The sequence below is a fragment of the Coleofasciculus sp. B1-GNL1-01 genome (assembly GCF_040220235.1).
Classification (GTDB): domain Bacteria; phylum Cyanobacteriota; class Cyanobacteriia; order Cyanobacteriales; family Coleofasciculaceae; genus Coleofasciculus.
In genome coordinates this window covers 15558-30385 of record NZ_JAVJTO010000092.1, presented here as the reverse complement: position 1 = coordinate 30385, position 14828 = coordinate 15558, and the positions used below count along the sequence as shown (strand labels likewise).

General features: G+C 46.9%; 12 protein-coding genes. 5 read left to right on the top strand and 7 right to left on the bottom strand.

What is annotated here, in order from left to right; genetic code table 11:
• Positions 1 to 60: 60 nt before the first annotated feature.
• Both RID53_RS22630 and RID53_RS22625 read left to right on the top strand, forming a co-directional pair.
• The gene (locus RID53_RS22630) at positions 61 to 801 is read left to right on the top strand and encodes a cytochrome c biogenesis protein CcdA (protein ID WP_446390251.1); all 741 of its coding nucleotides are present in this window, start codon (positions 61 to 63) and stop codon (positions 799 to 801) included.
• Positions 802 to 805: 4 nt separating this feature from the next.
• On the top strand, positions 806 to 2200 hold the full coding sequence (locus tag RID53_RS22625) for a cytochrome c biogenesis protein (RefSeq protein WP_446390250.1): 1395 nt from the start codon (positions 806 to 808) through the stop codon (positions 2198 to 2200).
• A gap of 51 nt (positions 2201 to 2251) precedes the next feature.
• Here the strand turns inward: RID53_RS22625 and RID53_RS22620 are convergent, their stop codons facing one another.
• The 3 genes from RID53_RS22620 to RID53_RS22610 all read right to left on the bottom strand — a co-directional run bounded on the left by RID53_RS22620 (position 2252) and on the right by RID53_RS22610 (position 7190).
• Positions 2252 to 4345 carry a HEAT repeat domain-containing protein gene (locus tag RID53_RS22620; RefSeq protein ID WP_446390249.1) on the bottom strand — a complete coding sequence of 698 codons (2094 nt, stop codon included), beginning with the start codon at positions 4343 to 4345 and terminating at the stop codon, positions 2252 to 2254.
• 5 nt (positions 4346 to 4350) lie between these two features.
• Complete coding sequence (locus tag RID53_RS22615; protein WP_446390248.1) at positions 4351 to 5568, bottom strand: glycosyltransferase family 4 protein; 1218 nt, start codon at positions 5566 to 5568, stop codon at positions 4351 to 4353.
• A gap of 398 nt (positions 5569 to 5966) precedes the next feature.
• Positions 5967 to 7190 carry a glycosyltransferase family 4 protein gene (locus RID53_RS22610; RefSeq protein WP_446390247.1) on the bottom strand — a complete coding sequence of 408 codons (1224 nt, stop codon included), beginning with the start codon at positions 7188 to 7190 and terminating at the stop codon, positions 5967 to 5969.
• 121 nt (positions 7191 to 7311) lie between these two features.
• Between RID53_RS22610 and RID53_RS22605 the strand changes: the two genes are divergently transcribed.
• On the top strand, positions 7312 to 8844 hold the full coding sequence (locus tag RID53_RS22605; protein ID WP_446390246.1) for a glycosyltransferase family 39 protein: 1533 nt from the start codon (positions 7312 to 7314) through the stop codon (positions 8842 to 8844).
• Positions 8845 to 8865: 21 nt separating this feature from the next.
• Here RID53_RS22605 and RID53_RS22600 read toward each other — a convergent pair whose 3' ends face one another.
• From RID53_RS22600 to RID53_RS22585, 4 genes are all read right to left on the bottom strand, one after another.
• On the bottom strand, positions 8866 to 9828 hold the full coding sequence (locus RID53_RS22600; protein ID WP_446390245.1) for a GDP-mannose 4,6-dehydratase: 963 nt from the start codon (positions 9826 to 9828) through the stop codon (positions 8866 to 8868).
• A 113-nt stretch (positions 9829 to 9941) separates the two neighbouring features.
• Positions 9942 to 10064 carry a hypothetical protein gene (locus tag RID53_RS22595; RefSeq protein ID WP_446390244.1) on the bottom strand — a complete coding sequence of 41 codons (123 nt, stop codon included), beginning with the start codon at positions 10062 to 10064 and terminating at the stop codon, positions 9942 to 9944.
• The gene (locus tag RID53_RS22590) at positions 10054 to 10986 is read right to left on the bottom strand and encodes a glycosyltransferase (RefSeq protein WP_446390243.1); all 933 of its coding nucleotides are present in this window, start codon (positions 10984 to 10986) and stop codon (positions 10054 to 10056) included. Before RID53_RS22590 ends, RID53_RS22595 begins: the two co-directional genes overlap by 11 nt.
• A 181-nt stretch (positions 10987 to 11167) precedes the next feature.
• Positions 11168 to 12145, bottom strand: coding sequence for a glycosyltransferase (locus RID53_RS22585; protein WP_446390283.1), 978 nt, complete (start codon positions 12143 to 12145; stop codon positions 11168 to 11170).
• A gap of 154 nt (positions 12146 to 12299) precedes the next feature.
• On the opposite strand from RID53_RS22585, the gene RID53_RS22580 reads away from it, so the two are divergent.
• Positions 12300 to 13313, top strand: coding sequence for an Npun_R2821/Npun_R2822 family protein (locus RID53_RS22580; protein ID WP_446390242.1), 1014 nt, complete (start codon positions 12300 to 12302; stop codon positions 13311 to 13313).
• Between the two features lie 160 nt (positions 13314 to 13473).
• Complete coding sequence (locus tag RID53_RS22575) at positions 13474 to 14802, top strand: Coenzyme F420 hydrogenase/dehydrogenase, beta subunit C-terminal domain (RefSeq protein WP_446390241.1); 1329 nt, start codon at positions 13474 to 13476, stop codon at positions 14800 to 14802.
• Positions 14803 to 14828: the final 26 nt, after the last annotated feature.

Genomic DNA, 14828 nt, shown 5'->3' with positions numbered 1-14828 from the left:
TTCATGAGTTCCATACGTTAAAATTCTTACAGAACAGGCATTTGGTGAATTACCCAGCGCATGATTGACACCTTACAAACTCAACTGTACCAACTGGAACAATTTGCCGATAATCTGGTTGGTAATCAGCTTACCCATCTGAGTGCATTGAGCATCGGGATTATCTTTGCGGCTGGGTTGCTGACTAGCCTTACTCCTTGTATGCTATCTATGCTGCCGATCACAATAGGCTACATTGGCGGCTATGAAGCCAAAGGACGCCTGCAAGCCGCGACTCAATCGACTTGGTTTGCTTTGGGGTTAGCCACCACTCTGGCTGGATTGGGGATTTTAGCCGCATCGGTGGGGCGGGTGTATGGGCAAGTGGGTGTTGGGTTACCGATAATTGTTAGCCTGATTGCGATTATCATGGGGCTAAACCTACTCGAAGCCTTACCCTTACAATTACCGTCTTTTGGCGGAATGGAGTGGATTTCCCCCGATTTGCCCAAGGGGATACGTTCCTATCTGATTGGTTTAACCTTTGGTTTAGTCGCCTCGCCGTGCAGTACACCCGTTTTAGCAACGTTACTGGCTTGGGTGGCGAGTACCCAAGACTGGGTTTTAGGCGGGGTTCTGCTATTATCCTATACGGCAGGTTATGTTACCCCGTTGATTGTGGCGGGTACGTTTACCGCTTCGATCAAGAAATTATTAGAAGTACGCCAATGGTCAAGTTGGATTACACCCGTGAGTGGGGCTTTATTAGTCGGATTCGGCGTCTTTTCGCTGCTGTCTCGGATTCCTGGGGGAATTTTTTAATTAAATGACGTTAGATAATCAATCTGTGCCTAATCCTGTCGGACGTTGGTTCCGGCGTTATATCCTATCATTTTTAGCAGATTTGCGACTGGCGATCGCACTCCTTCTCGCGATCGCTCTTTTCAGTATCAGTGGCACCGTTATCGAACAGGGTCAATCTCTTGCCTTTTATCAAGCCAATTATCCCGAAAATCCCGCCTTATTTGGGTTCTTAACCTGGAAAGTGCTCCTATTCTTAGGATTAGACCATGTATACCGGACATGGTGGTTTTTGTCAATCCTAGTTCTGTTTGGCAGTAGCCTCACCGCTTGCACGTTTACTCGTCAATTTCCCGCCCTGAAAGCCGCTCGTCGCTGGAATTATTACAAAGAACCACGTCAGTTTCAGAAATTAGCACTCAGCGCTGAACTAGAAACGGGTTCGGTGAATTCCTTATCCCAACTGCTGCAAGCCAAGCGCTATCGGGTATTTCAAGAAGGAGATAGCCTCTACGCCCGCAAAGGAATCGTCGGGCGGATTGGTCCAATTGTGGTTCATGCCAGTATGCTGATTATTCTGGGTGGGGCAATTTGGGGCGCAATGACGGGATTTATGGCACAGGAAATGGTTCCCAGTGGTGCAACCTTTCACGTCAGAAATATTATTGATGCGGGTCCCTGGGCAAAATCTCAGGTTCCTCAAGATTGGGGGATTCATGTTAATCGCTTCTGGATTGACTACACCCCCGAAGGCGGAATTGATCAGTTTTATTCCGATTTATCGGTAGTGGATAACCAGGAACAAGAGATTGACAGAGAAACCATTTATGTGAACAAACCCCTGCGCCATCAAGGTGTCACCTTCTACCAAACCGACTGGGGAATCGCGGCGGTGCGGGTACAGTTAAATAACAGTCCGATTTTCCAGTTACCCATGGCGAAACTGGATACCCAGGGGAATGGGCGCATCTGGGGGACGTGGGTACCGACGAAACCGGATTTAAGTGAAGGGGCTTCATTGTTGGCAAAAGATTTACAGGGGACAGTTTTGGTGTATGATGCCAAGGGTAAATTAGTCTCCACCGTGCGTTCTGGAATGAGTACCCAAGTGAATGGGGTAACGTTGCGTCTTAAGGAATTAATCGGCAGTACGGGTTTACAAATAAAAGCTGATCCGGGAATTCCGATTGTGTATACAGGCTTTGGTTTGCTGATGGTGGGTGTAATTATGAGTTACGTGTCTCACTCCCAAATTTGGGCATTACAAAAAGGCGATCGCTTTTATGTGGGGGGGAGAACTAACCGCGCCCAGGTATCCTTTGAGCGAGAAGTGATTGAGATTTTAGATCGCTTGCATGAGGATAAATCAACACCTGACGTTCCCCCAGTAACGACAGAATCGTTAGCGAGTAGTGGTTAGCTTTCCTCGACTCTCATCCCACGGTCGAATCTTTGTGTCAAGCAAAAAATTCTAGAAGTTGTCTAACTGATCACTTGCAAAACGACAGAGCGCTCGACGGGCTGTGTCTTGAATCTCTGGATCTGGATCAGACAACTGCCTCTCAACGGCTGGAGCGGACACTGGGTCGCCAATCCAGCGTAGAGATGCGATTGCTGCTAAGCGAATCGACGTTCTGCTATCGTCTAGACAATGGATTAAGGCTGGAACTGCACGAGGTAGACCTATGCGACCTAATGCTTGAATCGCTTCCACACAAATTACCTCGTCCCGATGGTTCAAAGCATCTACTAAATGGGAATAAGTTAACTGACCCAAAAATCCCATCGCTCGTCCCGCATCAGCTCGGCTAGGATGCTCAGGGTTCTGCCAAATCTCAAACAGGAGTGAAAGACCCTCTTGACCGCTGAGCTGGGTCAGGGCTTCAAGTATTGGACCGCGAATGGGAGACACACGCCACCCAGTTTTCTCAGGCAAAATGCCACCTTGGGTTCTGATTTGCCAATCCATTTCTAGATGGTACTGATACCCACAGATGGGTTGCCAAGTCTCGCGGCTTAATTGTTCGATCAGCACAGGAATAGCTTCTGTGGCGTGAAACTTAACAAATATCTCAAGACATGATGAAGTGATCAACCAACGTTCTTTTGCCTGCTGAATGAGTGGCGGTATCACCCTTCTATTGGATTCATTGACCTCTAGGAGCGCCAAGGCGGGGCAAATGGCGAATCCAGCTTTGGGCAGTAACGCCAGTAGGTGATCAATAGCTTGCTGATTACCCGCTCTAACTAGAACCATCGCGATCGCAATCATCCCAGTGTGACTTCTAGGGATGGAAATTCTCTGAAGTCGCCTCAGCAAGGACTCACTTTTGGACTGTCGCATTTCTCCAAGCCTCGGTCCTAGCTGTGGATCTTGAGCAATTTGCTCCAAGCATTCTATTGCCAAGGCTTTCTGCGCCGGAAAGTCAGGCGACTTGAGATACCGCAGCAGTACAGGGACAGCCGCCAAGCCACACTGCTTGAGGGCAAGCTTCTCTTCCTCATAGAGAGAGTGGTGCTGACGCTGGCGAATGTTTTCCGCGATCGCGGCGACGCCACGCCGATCACCAAACTGACCCAAGGCTGCGATCGCCGCTTTCTTTACATATACATCTTGTGTCGGTTCCTGTAAACCACCTATAATCACATCCAAGCCTCGGAGATCGCCTAAATGTCCCAAAGCTATCAATGCTACTCGACGCAAATTAGGTTCATTCTCGGCAGTGGCAAATGGGGCAATCAATGGGTAGGCATCAGGATGACCCAAACGCCCCAGAATTTGAATAATCCAATATTGGTATTTCCTTAACGCCTGATCTTGCAACGCCCTCTCTAGCAATTCCAACAGCCGCTGATCTTGAGGCTGTGCTAGTCTACTTAGTCCATAGAGAGCATTGATCCGTTGACTGACATCCGGTGTTTGCAAAGCGTCGATCAGCAGCGCTTCAACTTTTGTACCGCCGATGCTGGCAAGGCACTCTAGTATGAAGCGACGGAGACCGTTAGGAGCCCATTCAAGAGAGCGAATCAGTGGTGCTTCGGCGCGGCGATCTCTGATGTCGCTCAATACCTCTAAAACACGCTCTTGTAGCCCGTAATCTTCCCGAGGGTGGATTAGCTCAAGCAGAAATGGCACGGCGGTAGCACCAATGTTCACCAGTGCCTGCTGCACTCGCGTCCAATTGAAATCGCCGGCTAATAAGAGCAGTAGCGGCTCAATCGCGACATCACAGTTGACTTCCTGCGCTGCCAAAGTCCCAATCCCTTGCACCGCAGAGTATGGGAGGCTCTGATCTTGATGGGGATTGATTAGCAGTAGCGGTAGAAGCGCATCCCGTGCTGCTGTGCCTCCTAACTGAGTAATGGCACGTAAGGCTTTGTAGGAGCAGTAGGAGAACCATTTGTGGTGAGGGTTCAGTAGTGGCTGCAATTGCTCGACCAAGGCTGGATCACCTAGAGACCCAATTTCTTCTAAAGCCCAAGACATCGCCCTGCGTGCCATGCCATCTTCCCAGTCCATTTGCTCTGCATGATGCAGAATCCAAACCATAGAAGGATAGACCATTTGGGTTAATTCCCCATTAATACCTTCTCATATAGTTCCCCCGCCCGTTTCCAGGTATATTTCTGCTCAACCAGCGATCGCCCATTGTCTGAGAGTTGTTTGCGAAGCTGACGGTTCTCAAATAAGCGACTCACCGCATACACATACTCAGCGGGTTCATTCGCCCGTAATGCCCGCAGGGGGACATCTCCACCATCGACAGGCAATCCTTCCAAACCGCGATCGCTTGCCACCACCGGGACTCCTGCTGCCATGGCTTCTAGGGTTTTGTTTTTAATCCCATAGCTAGTCCGCAGGGGAATCACGCAAACTGTAGCCTTATGCAAATACTCTACGGTTGAACTCACCCGCCCTGCTACCGTAATTCCCGGACGTTCCTGCAACTCTAACACCTCAGATACAGGGCGTGCGCCAACAATTTCTAGCGTTGCCTCTGGATACCGTCGTAAAATCTCTGGGAATACTTCCAAGCTAAAGAAACGTACCGCATCAACGTTTGTCGGGCTATCCATGACGCCGACAAACACTAATCGCTGTCCTCCCGGATCAGAGACACGCTTGGGAAACTGTTTAAAATCAACGCCATTGGGAACTAGCGTAATCTTGCCCTCGGGTTCATAATCCTCTATCTGACGCCGATCTTTAGGAGTGGCAACGACAATATTGGTAAACTTGCCACAATATCGCTCTTCGTAACGACGCAGTAGGGGTAAATTTAATTGCTCTCGTAGCTGCTTATCTGCTGGTTTTCCATCTAACTGATGGCGCTGCTTGCGATAGAGGGAACTATGAATATTGACGACGGTTCGCAACTTCTCTCGCCATTGGGGGCGAACATAGATTTCATTCATACTATGTTCGCAGGTGATCACGTCAAAGTTTCCTGACTCGATTGCCTGGTTTACCCACTCCTGCATCTCTGGGGAGTAGTGTTTTAATACACTTTGAGGCGTTCCTTGTTGCAGGAATGTACTCAAGCGCTGCACCTTTGACCGCAGTCCACTGTTGTTCTCTGAGCCGTTGGGTTGAGGGAAAACGACGAGTTCTTCGACCCACTCCTGCAATTTTTCCACCTCAGTCTCGGAAATATCATCAGTGCGTTGAGTCACCAGGGTAATCTGATGACGCTCACTCAGAGCCTTGAGTAAGTTAAACGTTCTAACCTCAGTGCCGCCGCTGGTGGGTGGATAAGGAAATGTGGCAGAGAGGATGAGAATTTTCATAATGCTTTAAATTCCCCCCAAAATGGTCATAAATTCGATTTTATCGGGATTAATGATGAATTGAGATGGCATTTATTAAAATTGGCTGGTGAATTATATCTATTTCATCAAACAGTTTTACTCAATTATATAAACATTTTAAGGTTTGAATCATAAATTATTTATATAGATAATTTATTGTTAATTTTTGATCACAAATTATTGACAGACTATTCCCTGAAGCAGATATCTTCAATGGAAATTTAAGCTGAAAAATGATCTCTCCCTAACCCTCCCCTTGTCAAGGGGAGGGAACTTGAATCGCTTGGGTTATACTAAAGCGGCTTTTGTTATCCTCTTTATCCCTGAAAAACTTTTTCCTTCTACCCCTTGGAGTCCTCTGCCCTCTGCCCTCTGCCTTATTCCAACCCCGGATTTAGGATGACTTGTTCATAAAGCTGGGCGGCTCGCTCCCATGTATAATTATTCTCAATAAACTGGCGTCCATTTTGTGACAATTCCTGCCTCAGTTGAGACTCTTCAAATAAGCGAGTCACCGCGTCAACATACTCGGAAACCGAGTTTGCCCTCAATGCTCTTAATGGTACATTGGGACGATCAACCTCCAGTCCTTCCAAACCGCGATCGCTTCCCACCACAGGTACACCCGCCGCCATCGCCTCCAGGGTTTTGTTCTTGATCCCATACCCTGTTCGCATCGAAACAATGCATACCGTGGCTTGATGTAAGTAGTCTGCCATAGACGCAACCCGCCCAGTTACCGTAATTCCGGGACGATTTCCCAGCGCCGATACCTCAGAGGTGGGACGTGCGCCAACCAGCGTTAAGGTTGTGTCAGGATACCGTTCTTGAATCGCGGGAAATACCTCTAAACTTAAGAACGTCACCGCATCAATATTGGCTAAATTATCCATCGCGCCGATAAACGTCAAGCGATGTCCACCTGGATCAACAGTGCGATAGGGGAATTGGCTAAAGTCTACACCATTGGGAATCACGGCAATCTGACTGGGGGGATTATAGGATTGAATCTGTTGGCGATCGTCATCCGTTGTCACTACAATATGAGAGAATTTAGCACAGTAGCGCTGTTCATAGCGATAAAGCAGAGGCAGATTCAAGCGATCGCGCCAGAGATTCTCACTTGTACCCGTTTGCAACTGATTGCGACAGGAACCATACACCGAACTGTGGATATTGACAACTGTTTGCAGTTGTTCGCGAAACTCCGGACGCACATAAATTTCGTTGACGCTATGTTCGCAGGTAATCACATCAACGTTATTCTTCTCGACACACTGATCAACCCAATCCTGTAATTGTGGAGAATATATCGAGAGGACACTGGGAGGAATCCCCTGCTGTAAAAACTGACCGAAGCGCTGTAACTTGCCCAACAATCCTCCCTTCAGACTGGAAGTTGTGGGACGGGGAAAAACGACCAACTCAGCCACCCATTCTCGTAATGCTTCAATGTCAGCATCAGTTACATCATCAGCGCGTTGAGTGAGTAGGGTAATCTCATGTCCAGTGAGATGTTTGAGTAAGTTAAACGTCCTCACCTGAGTCCCTCCTTGGGTTGGGGGATAGGGGAACGTAGAAGAGAGCATCAAAATCTTCATGGGTAATAGGTGAGGGTTTAAGGTGTGTATACAAAACGTAACCTATTTTAGTTTTGATCAAGCCTGTAGAATAGCAATAATTCTTCCCTCAAAACCTACTCTATCAATTGGGTAAACTGATATGGGATCATCTACCTCGATAAACGCCAAACTTCGAGCAGCCAAGCTACGGCAATGGCTTCCAATTAGCTTAATCGGATTAATCGCCGCAACCCTCTATATTTACCAACTCGCAGAAGAAGGATTCTGGATTGATGAACTCACCAGTGTTACCGACATTCAAACGGGACGGGGATTACCGCCGAACAACCTAGTTCGTCCCCTCTATTATATGCTGCTGAGTATTTGGATACAGGTCAGCAATCATGATGCTTGGCTGCGAGGATTATCCGTCCTTTTTGCGATAACCAGTGTTTTCCTTGTCTATCAGCTAGGTCGTCGTTTAGCAGGAGAAGCAGAAGGCTTAATTGCTGCCCTAATCTTGGCACTTTCACCCCTATTCATCAATCACGCCCAAGAAGTACGCATGTATGCTATGAGTACTTGCTTGGGGTTAGGCGGTACCGTGGCGTTGACATACGCCCTGATGAGAGAGCCAGGGAAGCGTCCCAGTTTGGCGTCAATGGCTGGATGGGCAGGTTTGCGACTCTTAGCCATATTGACGGTGCCGCTTAACCTGACGTTACTGATACCGGATGTCCTGTTGGTGGGATGGAGATTCCGCCATCAACGCGCCGTGTTGTTCGATTTTGGTAAATGGCTGCTGCTAATTGTGGTTTTGTGGTCTCCAGGTGTATTGTCTGTCGTTCACATGGCGTCTCCTTCATCCTCCTACGCCCAGCAAGGACATGTCACGGGGAGACGAACCCCACAATTAATTGATATTGTCCGCACCTTGAAGTTTTTTACAGTTTGGCCCTTCTCGGTGCAGTCGAATGCGATCGCCGCCTGGTTTTACAAGCTATTTACGGGACTATTGGCGGGCTTATTAGGTGCGGCGCTGATCAAAAATAAACATCACAATTCATCAAAGCTGTTTTGGGTTGCAGCCTGGGCATTTATACCACTCGGCTTAATCTTTGCGTTTTCCTATATCTCAATGTCCCTGTGGGTAACCCGCTATTTGTTATTTGTCAGCCCTTACATTTTCATCCTACTGGCAGCAGGTTTGATCAGAGTGTGGCGTCAGTGGCGAATCGTGGCGATAGCCATTGCGTTAGCCTATACAATAGCCGTTGGCGGTGGATTGGTGCGCTACTATACCGTTCAAGATCGACCCAATTATAAAGCCGTTGTCCAAGTAATTAACACCAACGAGCAACCGGGTGATGTAATTATTTGGTCGATGTATTATGCCAAGGCGCTAGCCCATTACTATCACGGTTCCGCCCCAGCTCATCAACATATCCTTCCAAGTACTTTAGAGACATCCGATCTGGAAAAGTTGTTGAGAGATTTATCATCCATCGAGTCGCGCTTTTGGTTAGCGACTCAAGTGTCTTCCCAGAGTTCTCCACTATTAGAGACATTCTTGGCAGAAAACTTCGATATCCTCACCCATGATTCATTCAATAAGCAGTTAGGCAGTGATCGAAGGATGGAACTTTTCTTGTTGAGTCCGCGTTCTACGGATATTGAGACAAATGATCAATGACAGACAAATGACCATGCACTTTTATTGTGCCGAATTTTGCTTGGCTTGAACCATCATCCGCACAATATCAGGCATTTTGTACTGGGCTTGCCATCCGAGTTTTTCTCTGGCTTTGGCAGGATTTCCCCGACTGACTGCTAAATCGGTTGGTCGGAACAAACTCCTATCCGTGATCACATAATCTTGCCAATTTAAACCGACTGAATTAAACGCCTCTACCACAAAGTCTTCTAAGGTGTAACTCTCTCCTGTGGCAATCACATAATCATCGGGTTCTTCTTGTTGCAAGATTTTATACATTGCCTCAACGTATTCTGGTGCCCATCCCCAGTCTCGTTTAATATCAACATTACCCAAATAAAGCTTTTCTTGGCTACCTTGGGCAATCCGAGACACGGCTGCAACAATCTTTTGGGTCACAAATCGTTGGGGTCTCAGGGGAGATTCGTGATTGAAGAGAATTCCAGAACAAGCAAACAAACCGTAAGCTTCCCGATAGTTTGCCACTTGCCAAAAGGCAGCCGATTTTGCTACCGCATAAGGACTTCTGGGGCGAAATGGAGTTGTTTCATCCGCCGCTTCTGTGCCAATATCGCCAAAACATTCACTCGATCCCGCATTATAAAATTTAATAGGTTCACCCGTAAACCGAATCGCTTCTAAAAGATTTAATGTACCAATAGAAATACTTTCTAGGGTTTCTACGGGTTGTTCAAACGACAATCCCACTGAACTTTGTCCTGCCAAGTTATAGACCTCATCCGGTTGGTTTTTCATCAGGACTTGCAGCACACTGCGAAAATCAGTGAGGGCGGCTGATTCTAGTTTCACTTGGTCACGGATACCCAGGCGGACTAGATTCTGAAAGGATGACATTTGAGCATCCCGTGATGTACCACAGACGCTATACCCTTCGTTGAGGAGTAATTTGGCTAAGTAAGCGCCATCTTGACCCGATACGCCGCAAATTAGTGCTTTTTTCATGATTTATCATGTATCATTTGTCATTTGTCATTTGTCAGTCAATAGGGAATAGGGAATAAGCAACAGGCAATAGGCAACAGGCAATAGGCAACAGTGTAAGGTAGAGTTTTGAGTTAACTCACGACTTCCTCATCTCCCTCATCTCCCCCAGCTTCCCCAGCTTCCCCAGCTTCCCCAGCTTCCCCAGCTTCCCCAGCTCCCCTATCTTCCTTGTTCCCTGATAAGTCAGCCCTCATCCTTGGGTTTGATTAGCATAGCTTGAATGGCAGCACGTAAGTAACCAATCTGACCATAAGCATAAACTAGATTATCAAACCGTTTGGCTGGGTCAGTCAAATGTTTCGCCGATTTATAGAGTCCCCGGGCGATGCGTTCTCCTCCTCGTCCTAGCTGACGTACCCCAGTTCGACCTGCGACTTCTTCGCGATAACACTCGCTAATCCCTTGCCACCAGCTACGCTGCAAAAACCAGCTTGCTTTGAGGCGTTCTGGGGCGACGTTGTGGGCGGCTACGGCATCGGGGAGATAAGCGACTTGCCAACCCTGTTTGAGGGCAAGTTCAGTCACGTATAATTCTTCGTTGGAGAGTAATTTTTTACCTTGACGCCCTAGATTAGGATCAAAGCCGCCAATTTGTTCTAGGAAGGTACGCCGGATGGAGTAGTTTAAGCCTCTGGGTGTTAAACCAGGTTCTTTGATATAGACAACAGTATCTCCGAGATCATAAAGTCCTAGATTGCCAGCAAGTTCTGGGGATATCCAGTTGGGGGGTTCGACGCTGGGGGGCCAGATTAGGGTGACTTTACCGCCAGCTACTGCCAATTTTTCATTTTGTTGATAAGCGTCTAGGAGAACCCTCAACCATTGGGGACTGGCGACAGCATCATCATCTAAATAGGCGAGAATGGGAGCAGTGGTTTCTTTTGCGCCTGTATTGCGTGCCACGGAAAGACCAATGACGGGTTCGTAAACGTACTTTAACTGAGGATGGGAGATTCTGGCTTCAACAATCTCACGAGTGCGATCGCTAGAGGCGTTATCGACCACTACGACAATAAAATTATCACAATCTTGGGCTAGTAGGCTATCGATGGCAGCACCCAGATAAGCATCTCGGTTGTGAGTACAGATAATCGCAGCAATCTGAGGCGTTGGCATAACTGTCAGGGTGAGTCGTCGCTAGGGAGTCTAACCAGCTCTGTTGTAACACAAGAATCAAATGAATCGGCAAATCGGCGTTACGCTGTCATTCAGAGGGGGCGGGTTTAGTCACATCTGGGTGGCAAGTAACGATAATGGTCAAACCTGCCCCTACACCCTTCAAAATAAAAAAAATCTTTTACAACCAATCAATTTTATTCGCTTTTTCATCAAGTTGAGTTTTGTGTTGCCCTAAGTCACGATACCAAGCACCGTACAGATTAACGGGAGTCTTGATTATATCAACAAAAGATGCTTTTCCAGTAAAAATTTGTCCGCTGGTTATTGGAAATTCTTTCAGCAACCAACGACTGAGCAAATAGAAGGTTTTCTTGGCGGTTAATTTGGGTTGTAATTCGACGCCGTGCAGTTCATGTAAGTATTTGTTTGAGCGTCCATAGCGTTGCCATTGGCTGCGGAATTCCTGTAAGTTAGCACGGTGGCGGTGTTGAACAATGGCTGTTTCGGCAAAGTCGAGTTGCCATTGAGTCTGGCGTTGAATTCGCCAACAAATATCAGCGTCTCCTCCGGTAGTCATGTAGGGACGGAACAAGCCTACCTCTTGTAAGGCTTGGCGACGAATTGCTAAATTAGCGGTTTGACCGTAAGGACAAAAGGGGTGTTCTATCGTATGTTTTTGGGTTAAGGTTCCTTGACGTTCTGCGTGTTTTTCTAGCAGCGTTTTACCGGGTAGAGCAGAAATTTCACCGACAACTAATCCGATTTTGGGATTGGCAAAGGGTTGAACCAAGAGACTCAACCATTGGGGAATGGGGCGACAATCGGCATCGGTGAAGGCTAGAATTTCACCAGTGGATGCTTTGATGCCTGTATTGCGGGCGGCGTAGGAACTTTGAATCTGGTTTTCGGTGAGGGGGTGAAGCGTGATGCCTTGAGATTTGGCGTCTTGAGCCGCTTGTTGCAGGATGTCAGGAGTGCGATCGCGGCTATTATTGTCTACGAGTAGGTATTCTACCTGATCCTTGGGGTATGTTTGACAGAAGAGACACTGGATTAAGTCGGGTATGTCGGCTATACCGTTATAGATGGGGACAACGACGGATACCTTGGGGACAGAGGGGTAGGGTTGACTATCGGGAGTGCGATCGGGGTTCATACTTTTATCAAGAATTAGTGTCCAACTATACCAGTATCGACTCAGATCGGTTCCTAGCACTGCCTGGACTACTTCTAAGTGGATTCGACATCAACCACGCTTCCCAAAAATGGGTTAAGCTATTGGGAAACTGCTACAGTGAGGACTTTTCTCTATGTCATCCTTTGGTATTTATACCCTAGCTAATGATGCAGTTTATGACCAACTCGTTGCCTTACTCAACAGCATTGAGGTGAATGTCAGTCCTGACATTCCAGTTTGTGTAATTCCCTATGACGAACGACTCGAACGAGTAAAGCCGGAAGTTGATTCCAGAGCCAATGTCACACTGTTTGATAACAGGGAATCAATTCAACGCTGGGAAGACTTTGCCACACAGGTTTGGGCAGCTCATCCAGCCGCCAAAAAGAAGGCGATTACTCGTCCCCCCTGGGGCAAAGGTCATCATAGAAGGTTTACGGCTTTTGATGGGCAGTTTGAAACGTTTGTCTTTTACGATGCTGATAGTCTAGCCATGAAGTCGGTGGAGGATGTATTGGAAAAGTTAGACGCCTATGACTTTGTGTTTGATGATTGGGAACACAAGAAATCGGTGGATACGGCGGCACTGAATATTCCTCTAATTGAAAAAAGTGGTATTTATACAGAAGAACAGATCCGACCAAAACTGCATTGTTCTAGCTTTTTTGGTTCAAAACAAGGAATTTTTGATGAACAAGAACTATCAATTTTGAAAGAGCAGCTTATTGAACGGGAAGAAATAGCTTGGGTATCTCGTTGGTGGGATGATGCATTTTTGTTTAATTATATGACGCTTCGGTGCGATCACCCCTTATATAACTTTACTCTCAGCCCCAACGGGCAAGACCGCACGGGTAATTGTGCGGATGCCGATCCCTTCGTGAATATTGATCAGGTTCTCTATAATGAGCAGGGATTAAAGCCGATTCATCGCATTCACTACATGAACTACTCGTCTAAGGATTTCGCCCAGTTATGTAAAGGAGAAGATGTTGATATTCGTTACAAAGATATATTTTTATGTTATCGCTTCATGAAACAACCCGATCAGAAACCTAAGCAACTAAAATCACCCAGCTTATTCGTAAAGACCAACCGAAATTTACAAAAATTTGTCCAAAAAGTCAAGAAAATATCTGTTAGTTGATTTGGTGTATTATCATTAGTTATTAATTATGAGTAGCTCGGCGAACATCACTGTCCTTAATGAAAACTCACAACTAGGAAATCTCTTTAAGACTGTAGTCAAGGGCGGCTATTGCATAGGCTGCGGTGCATGCGCTGCAGTCAGCGAATCTCCAATTCAGATGCAGATGGACGAATACGGCAAGTTTACTGCTACTATTAATCCATTAGCTGAACAGTCGTCCTTGGAGCTTCCCGTGGAGGCTGTATGCCCATTCTCAAGTCGCTCACAAAACGAAGATCAGATAGGTCAGGAACTGTTTGGCAAAGACTGTCAAGACCACAACAAAATCGGCTATTATCAAGCTACCTATGCAGGTTTCGTGTCTGAGGGAAATTTTCGCGATCGCGGCAGTTCGGGTGGAATGGGTACCTGGATTGTGACTAACCTGATGCTGGAAGGTTTAGTTGATCGAGTGATTCACGTCCAACCTCGTCACCCTTCTGAGGATGATTCTAGGCTATTCCACTACCAAATATCCACGACAATCGAACAGGTGAAACGGGGGGCAAAGTCTCGCTACTATCCTATCGAAATGTCTGAAGTTATTCGGCAAGTCCGAGAACAACCAGGACGCTATGCCATTGTCGGGATACCCTGTTTTCTTAAAGCGGTTCGTCTCCTGATGCGTCAGGATGCTATATTAGCGGAACGGATCAAGTTTTGTGTCGGGCTAGTTTGTGGTCATCTCAAGAGTAGGCGGTTTGCTGATATGTTTGCATGGCAGTGTGGCATTGAACCCGGTAACATTCTAGAGTTCGACTTCCGTAAGAAGATACCCGGTAGAAATGCTAATAGCTATGGAATTGAGGTAGTGGGACTAAAAGAGGGTCAGGTAATCACTCAAACCAGTCCAGTTGATCAACTTTACGGTAAAGATTGGGGGCTAGGCTTTTTTAAGTACAAAGCCTGCGATTATTGTGATGATGTGGTTGCTGAAGCAGCAGATGTTAGTGTTGGTGATGCTTGGTTGCCTCAATATGTTCGGGACAGCCAAGGTACAAACGTAGTAATTGTCCGCCACCCGAAAATCCGTGAGTTATTGGAACAAGGGATGGCGACTAGCAAGTTAAAGCTTGATTACATAGATGCTGAAGAAGTAGCTCGTTCGCAGGAATCAGGATTCCGTCATCGGCGGGATGGGTTAGCATATCGTCTCCTCATGACTAAGCGTAGAGGTGAATGGTTTCCTCCGAAGCGTGTTCAGCCTAGGATTGACCGTTCCAGACCTTTGTTTAACAAGGGGCAAAAATTCCGTGTTTTGTTAGCCGAACAAAGTCATATTGCCTTCAAAGAAGCAGTAGAAGCTCGTGACTTTTCCTTATTCGTAAAGAAGATAGAACCTTTAGTTGAGGCATATCGAGCATCCTATAAGCTACCTAAATGGATGCAAGTAGCGCAACGTGTTAAGCAGGTATTGATGGATCTGCTGGGAAGGTTTAGCTCATAGCTAGTAGTTTGTATTAAGCAATTTAT

Coding starts and splice junctions, on each gene's coding strand:
- RID53_RS22585 (WP_446390283.1), bottom strand. CDS start 12,145: ATGAACCCCGATCGCACTCCCGATAGTCAACCCTACCCCTCTGTCCCC.
- RID53_RS22575 (WP_446390241.1), top strand. CDS start 13,474: ATGCAGATGGACGAATACGGCAAGTTTACTGCTACTATTAATCCATTA.
- RID53_RS22600 (WP_446390245.1), bottom strand. CDS start 9,828: ATGAAAAAAGCACTAATTTGCGGCGTATCGGGTCAAGATGGCGCTTAC.
- RID53_RS22615 (WP_446390248.1), bottom strand. CDS start 5,568: ATGAAAATTCTCATCCTCTCTGCCACATTTCCTTATCCACCCACCAGC.
- RID53_RS22625 (WP_446390250.1), top strand. CDS start 806: ATGACGTTAGATAATCAATCTGTGCCTAATCCTGTCGGACGTTGGTTC.
- RID53_RS22620 (WP_446390249.1), bottom strand. CDS start 4,345: ATGGTCTATCCTTCTATGGTTTGGATTCTGCATCATGCAGAGCAAATG.
- RID53_RS22630 (WP_446390251.1), top strand. CDS start 61: ATGATTGACACCTTACAAACTCAACTGTACCAACTGGAACAATTTGCC.
- RID53_RS22610 (WP_446390247.1), bottom strand. CDS start 7,190: ATGAAGATTTTGATGCTCTCTTCTACGTTCCCCTATCCCCCAACCCAA.
- RID53_RS22590 (WP_446390243.1), bottom strand. CDS start 10,986: ATGCCAACGCCTCAGATTGCTGCGATTATCTGTACTCACAACCGAGAT.
- RID53_RS22595 (WP_446390244.1), bottom strand. CDS start 10,064: ATGAGGGCTGACTTATCAGGGAACAAGGAAGATAGGGGAGCTGGGGAA.
- RID53_RS22580 (WP_446390242.1), top strand. CDS start 12,300: ATGTCATCCTTTGGTATTTATACCCTAGCTAATGATGCAGTTTATGAC.
- RID53_RS22605 (WP_446390246.1), top strand. CDS start 7,312: ATGGGATCATCTACCTCGATAAACGCCAAACTTCGAGCAGCCAAGCTA.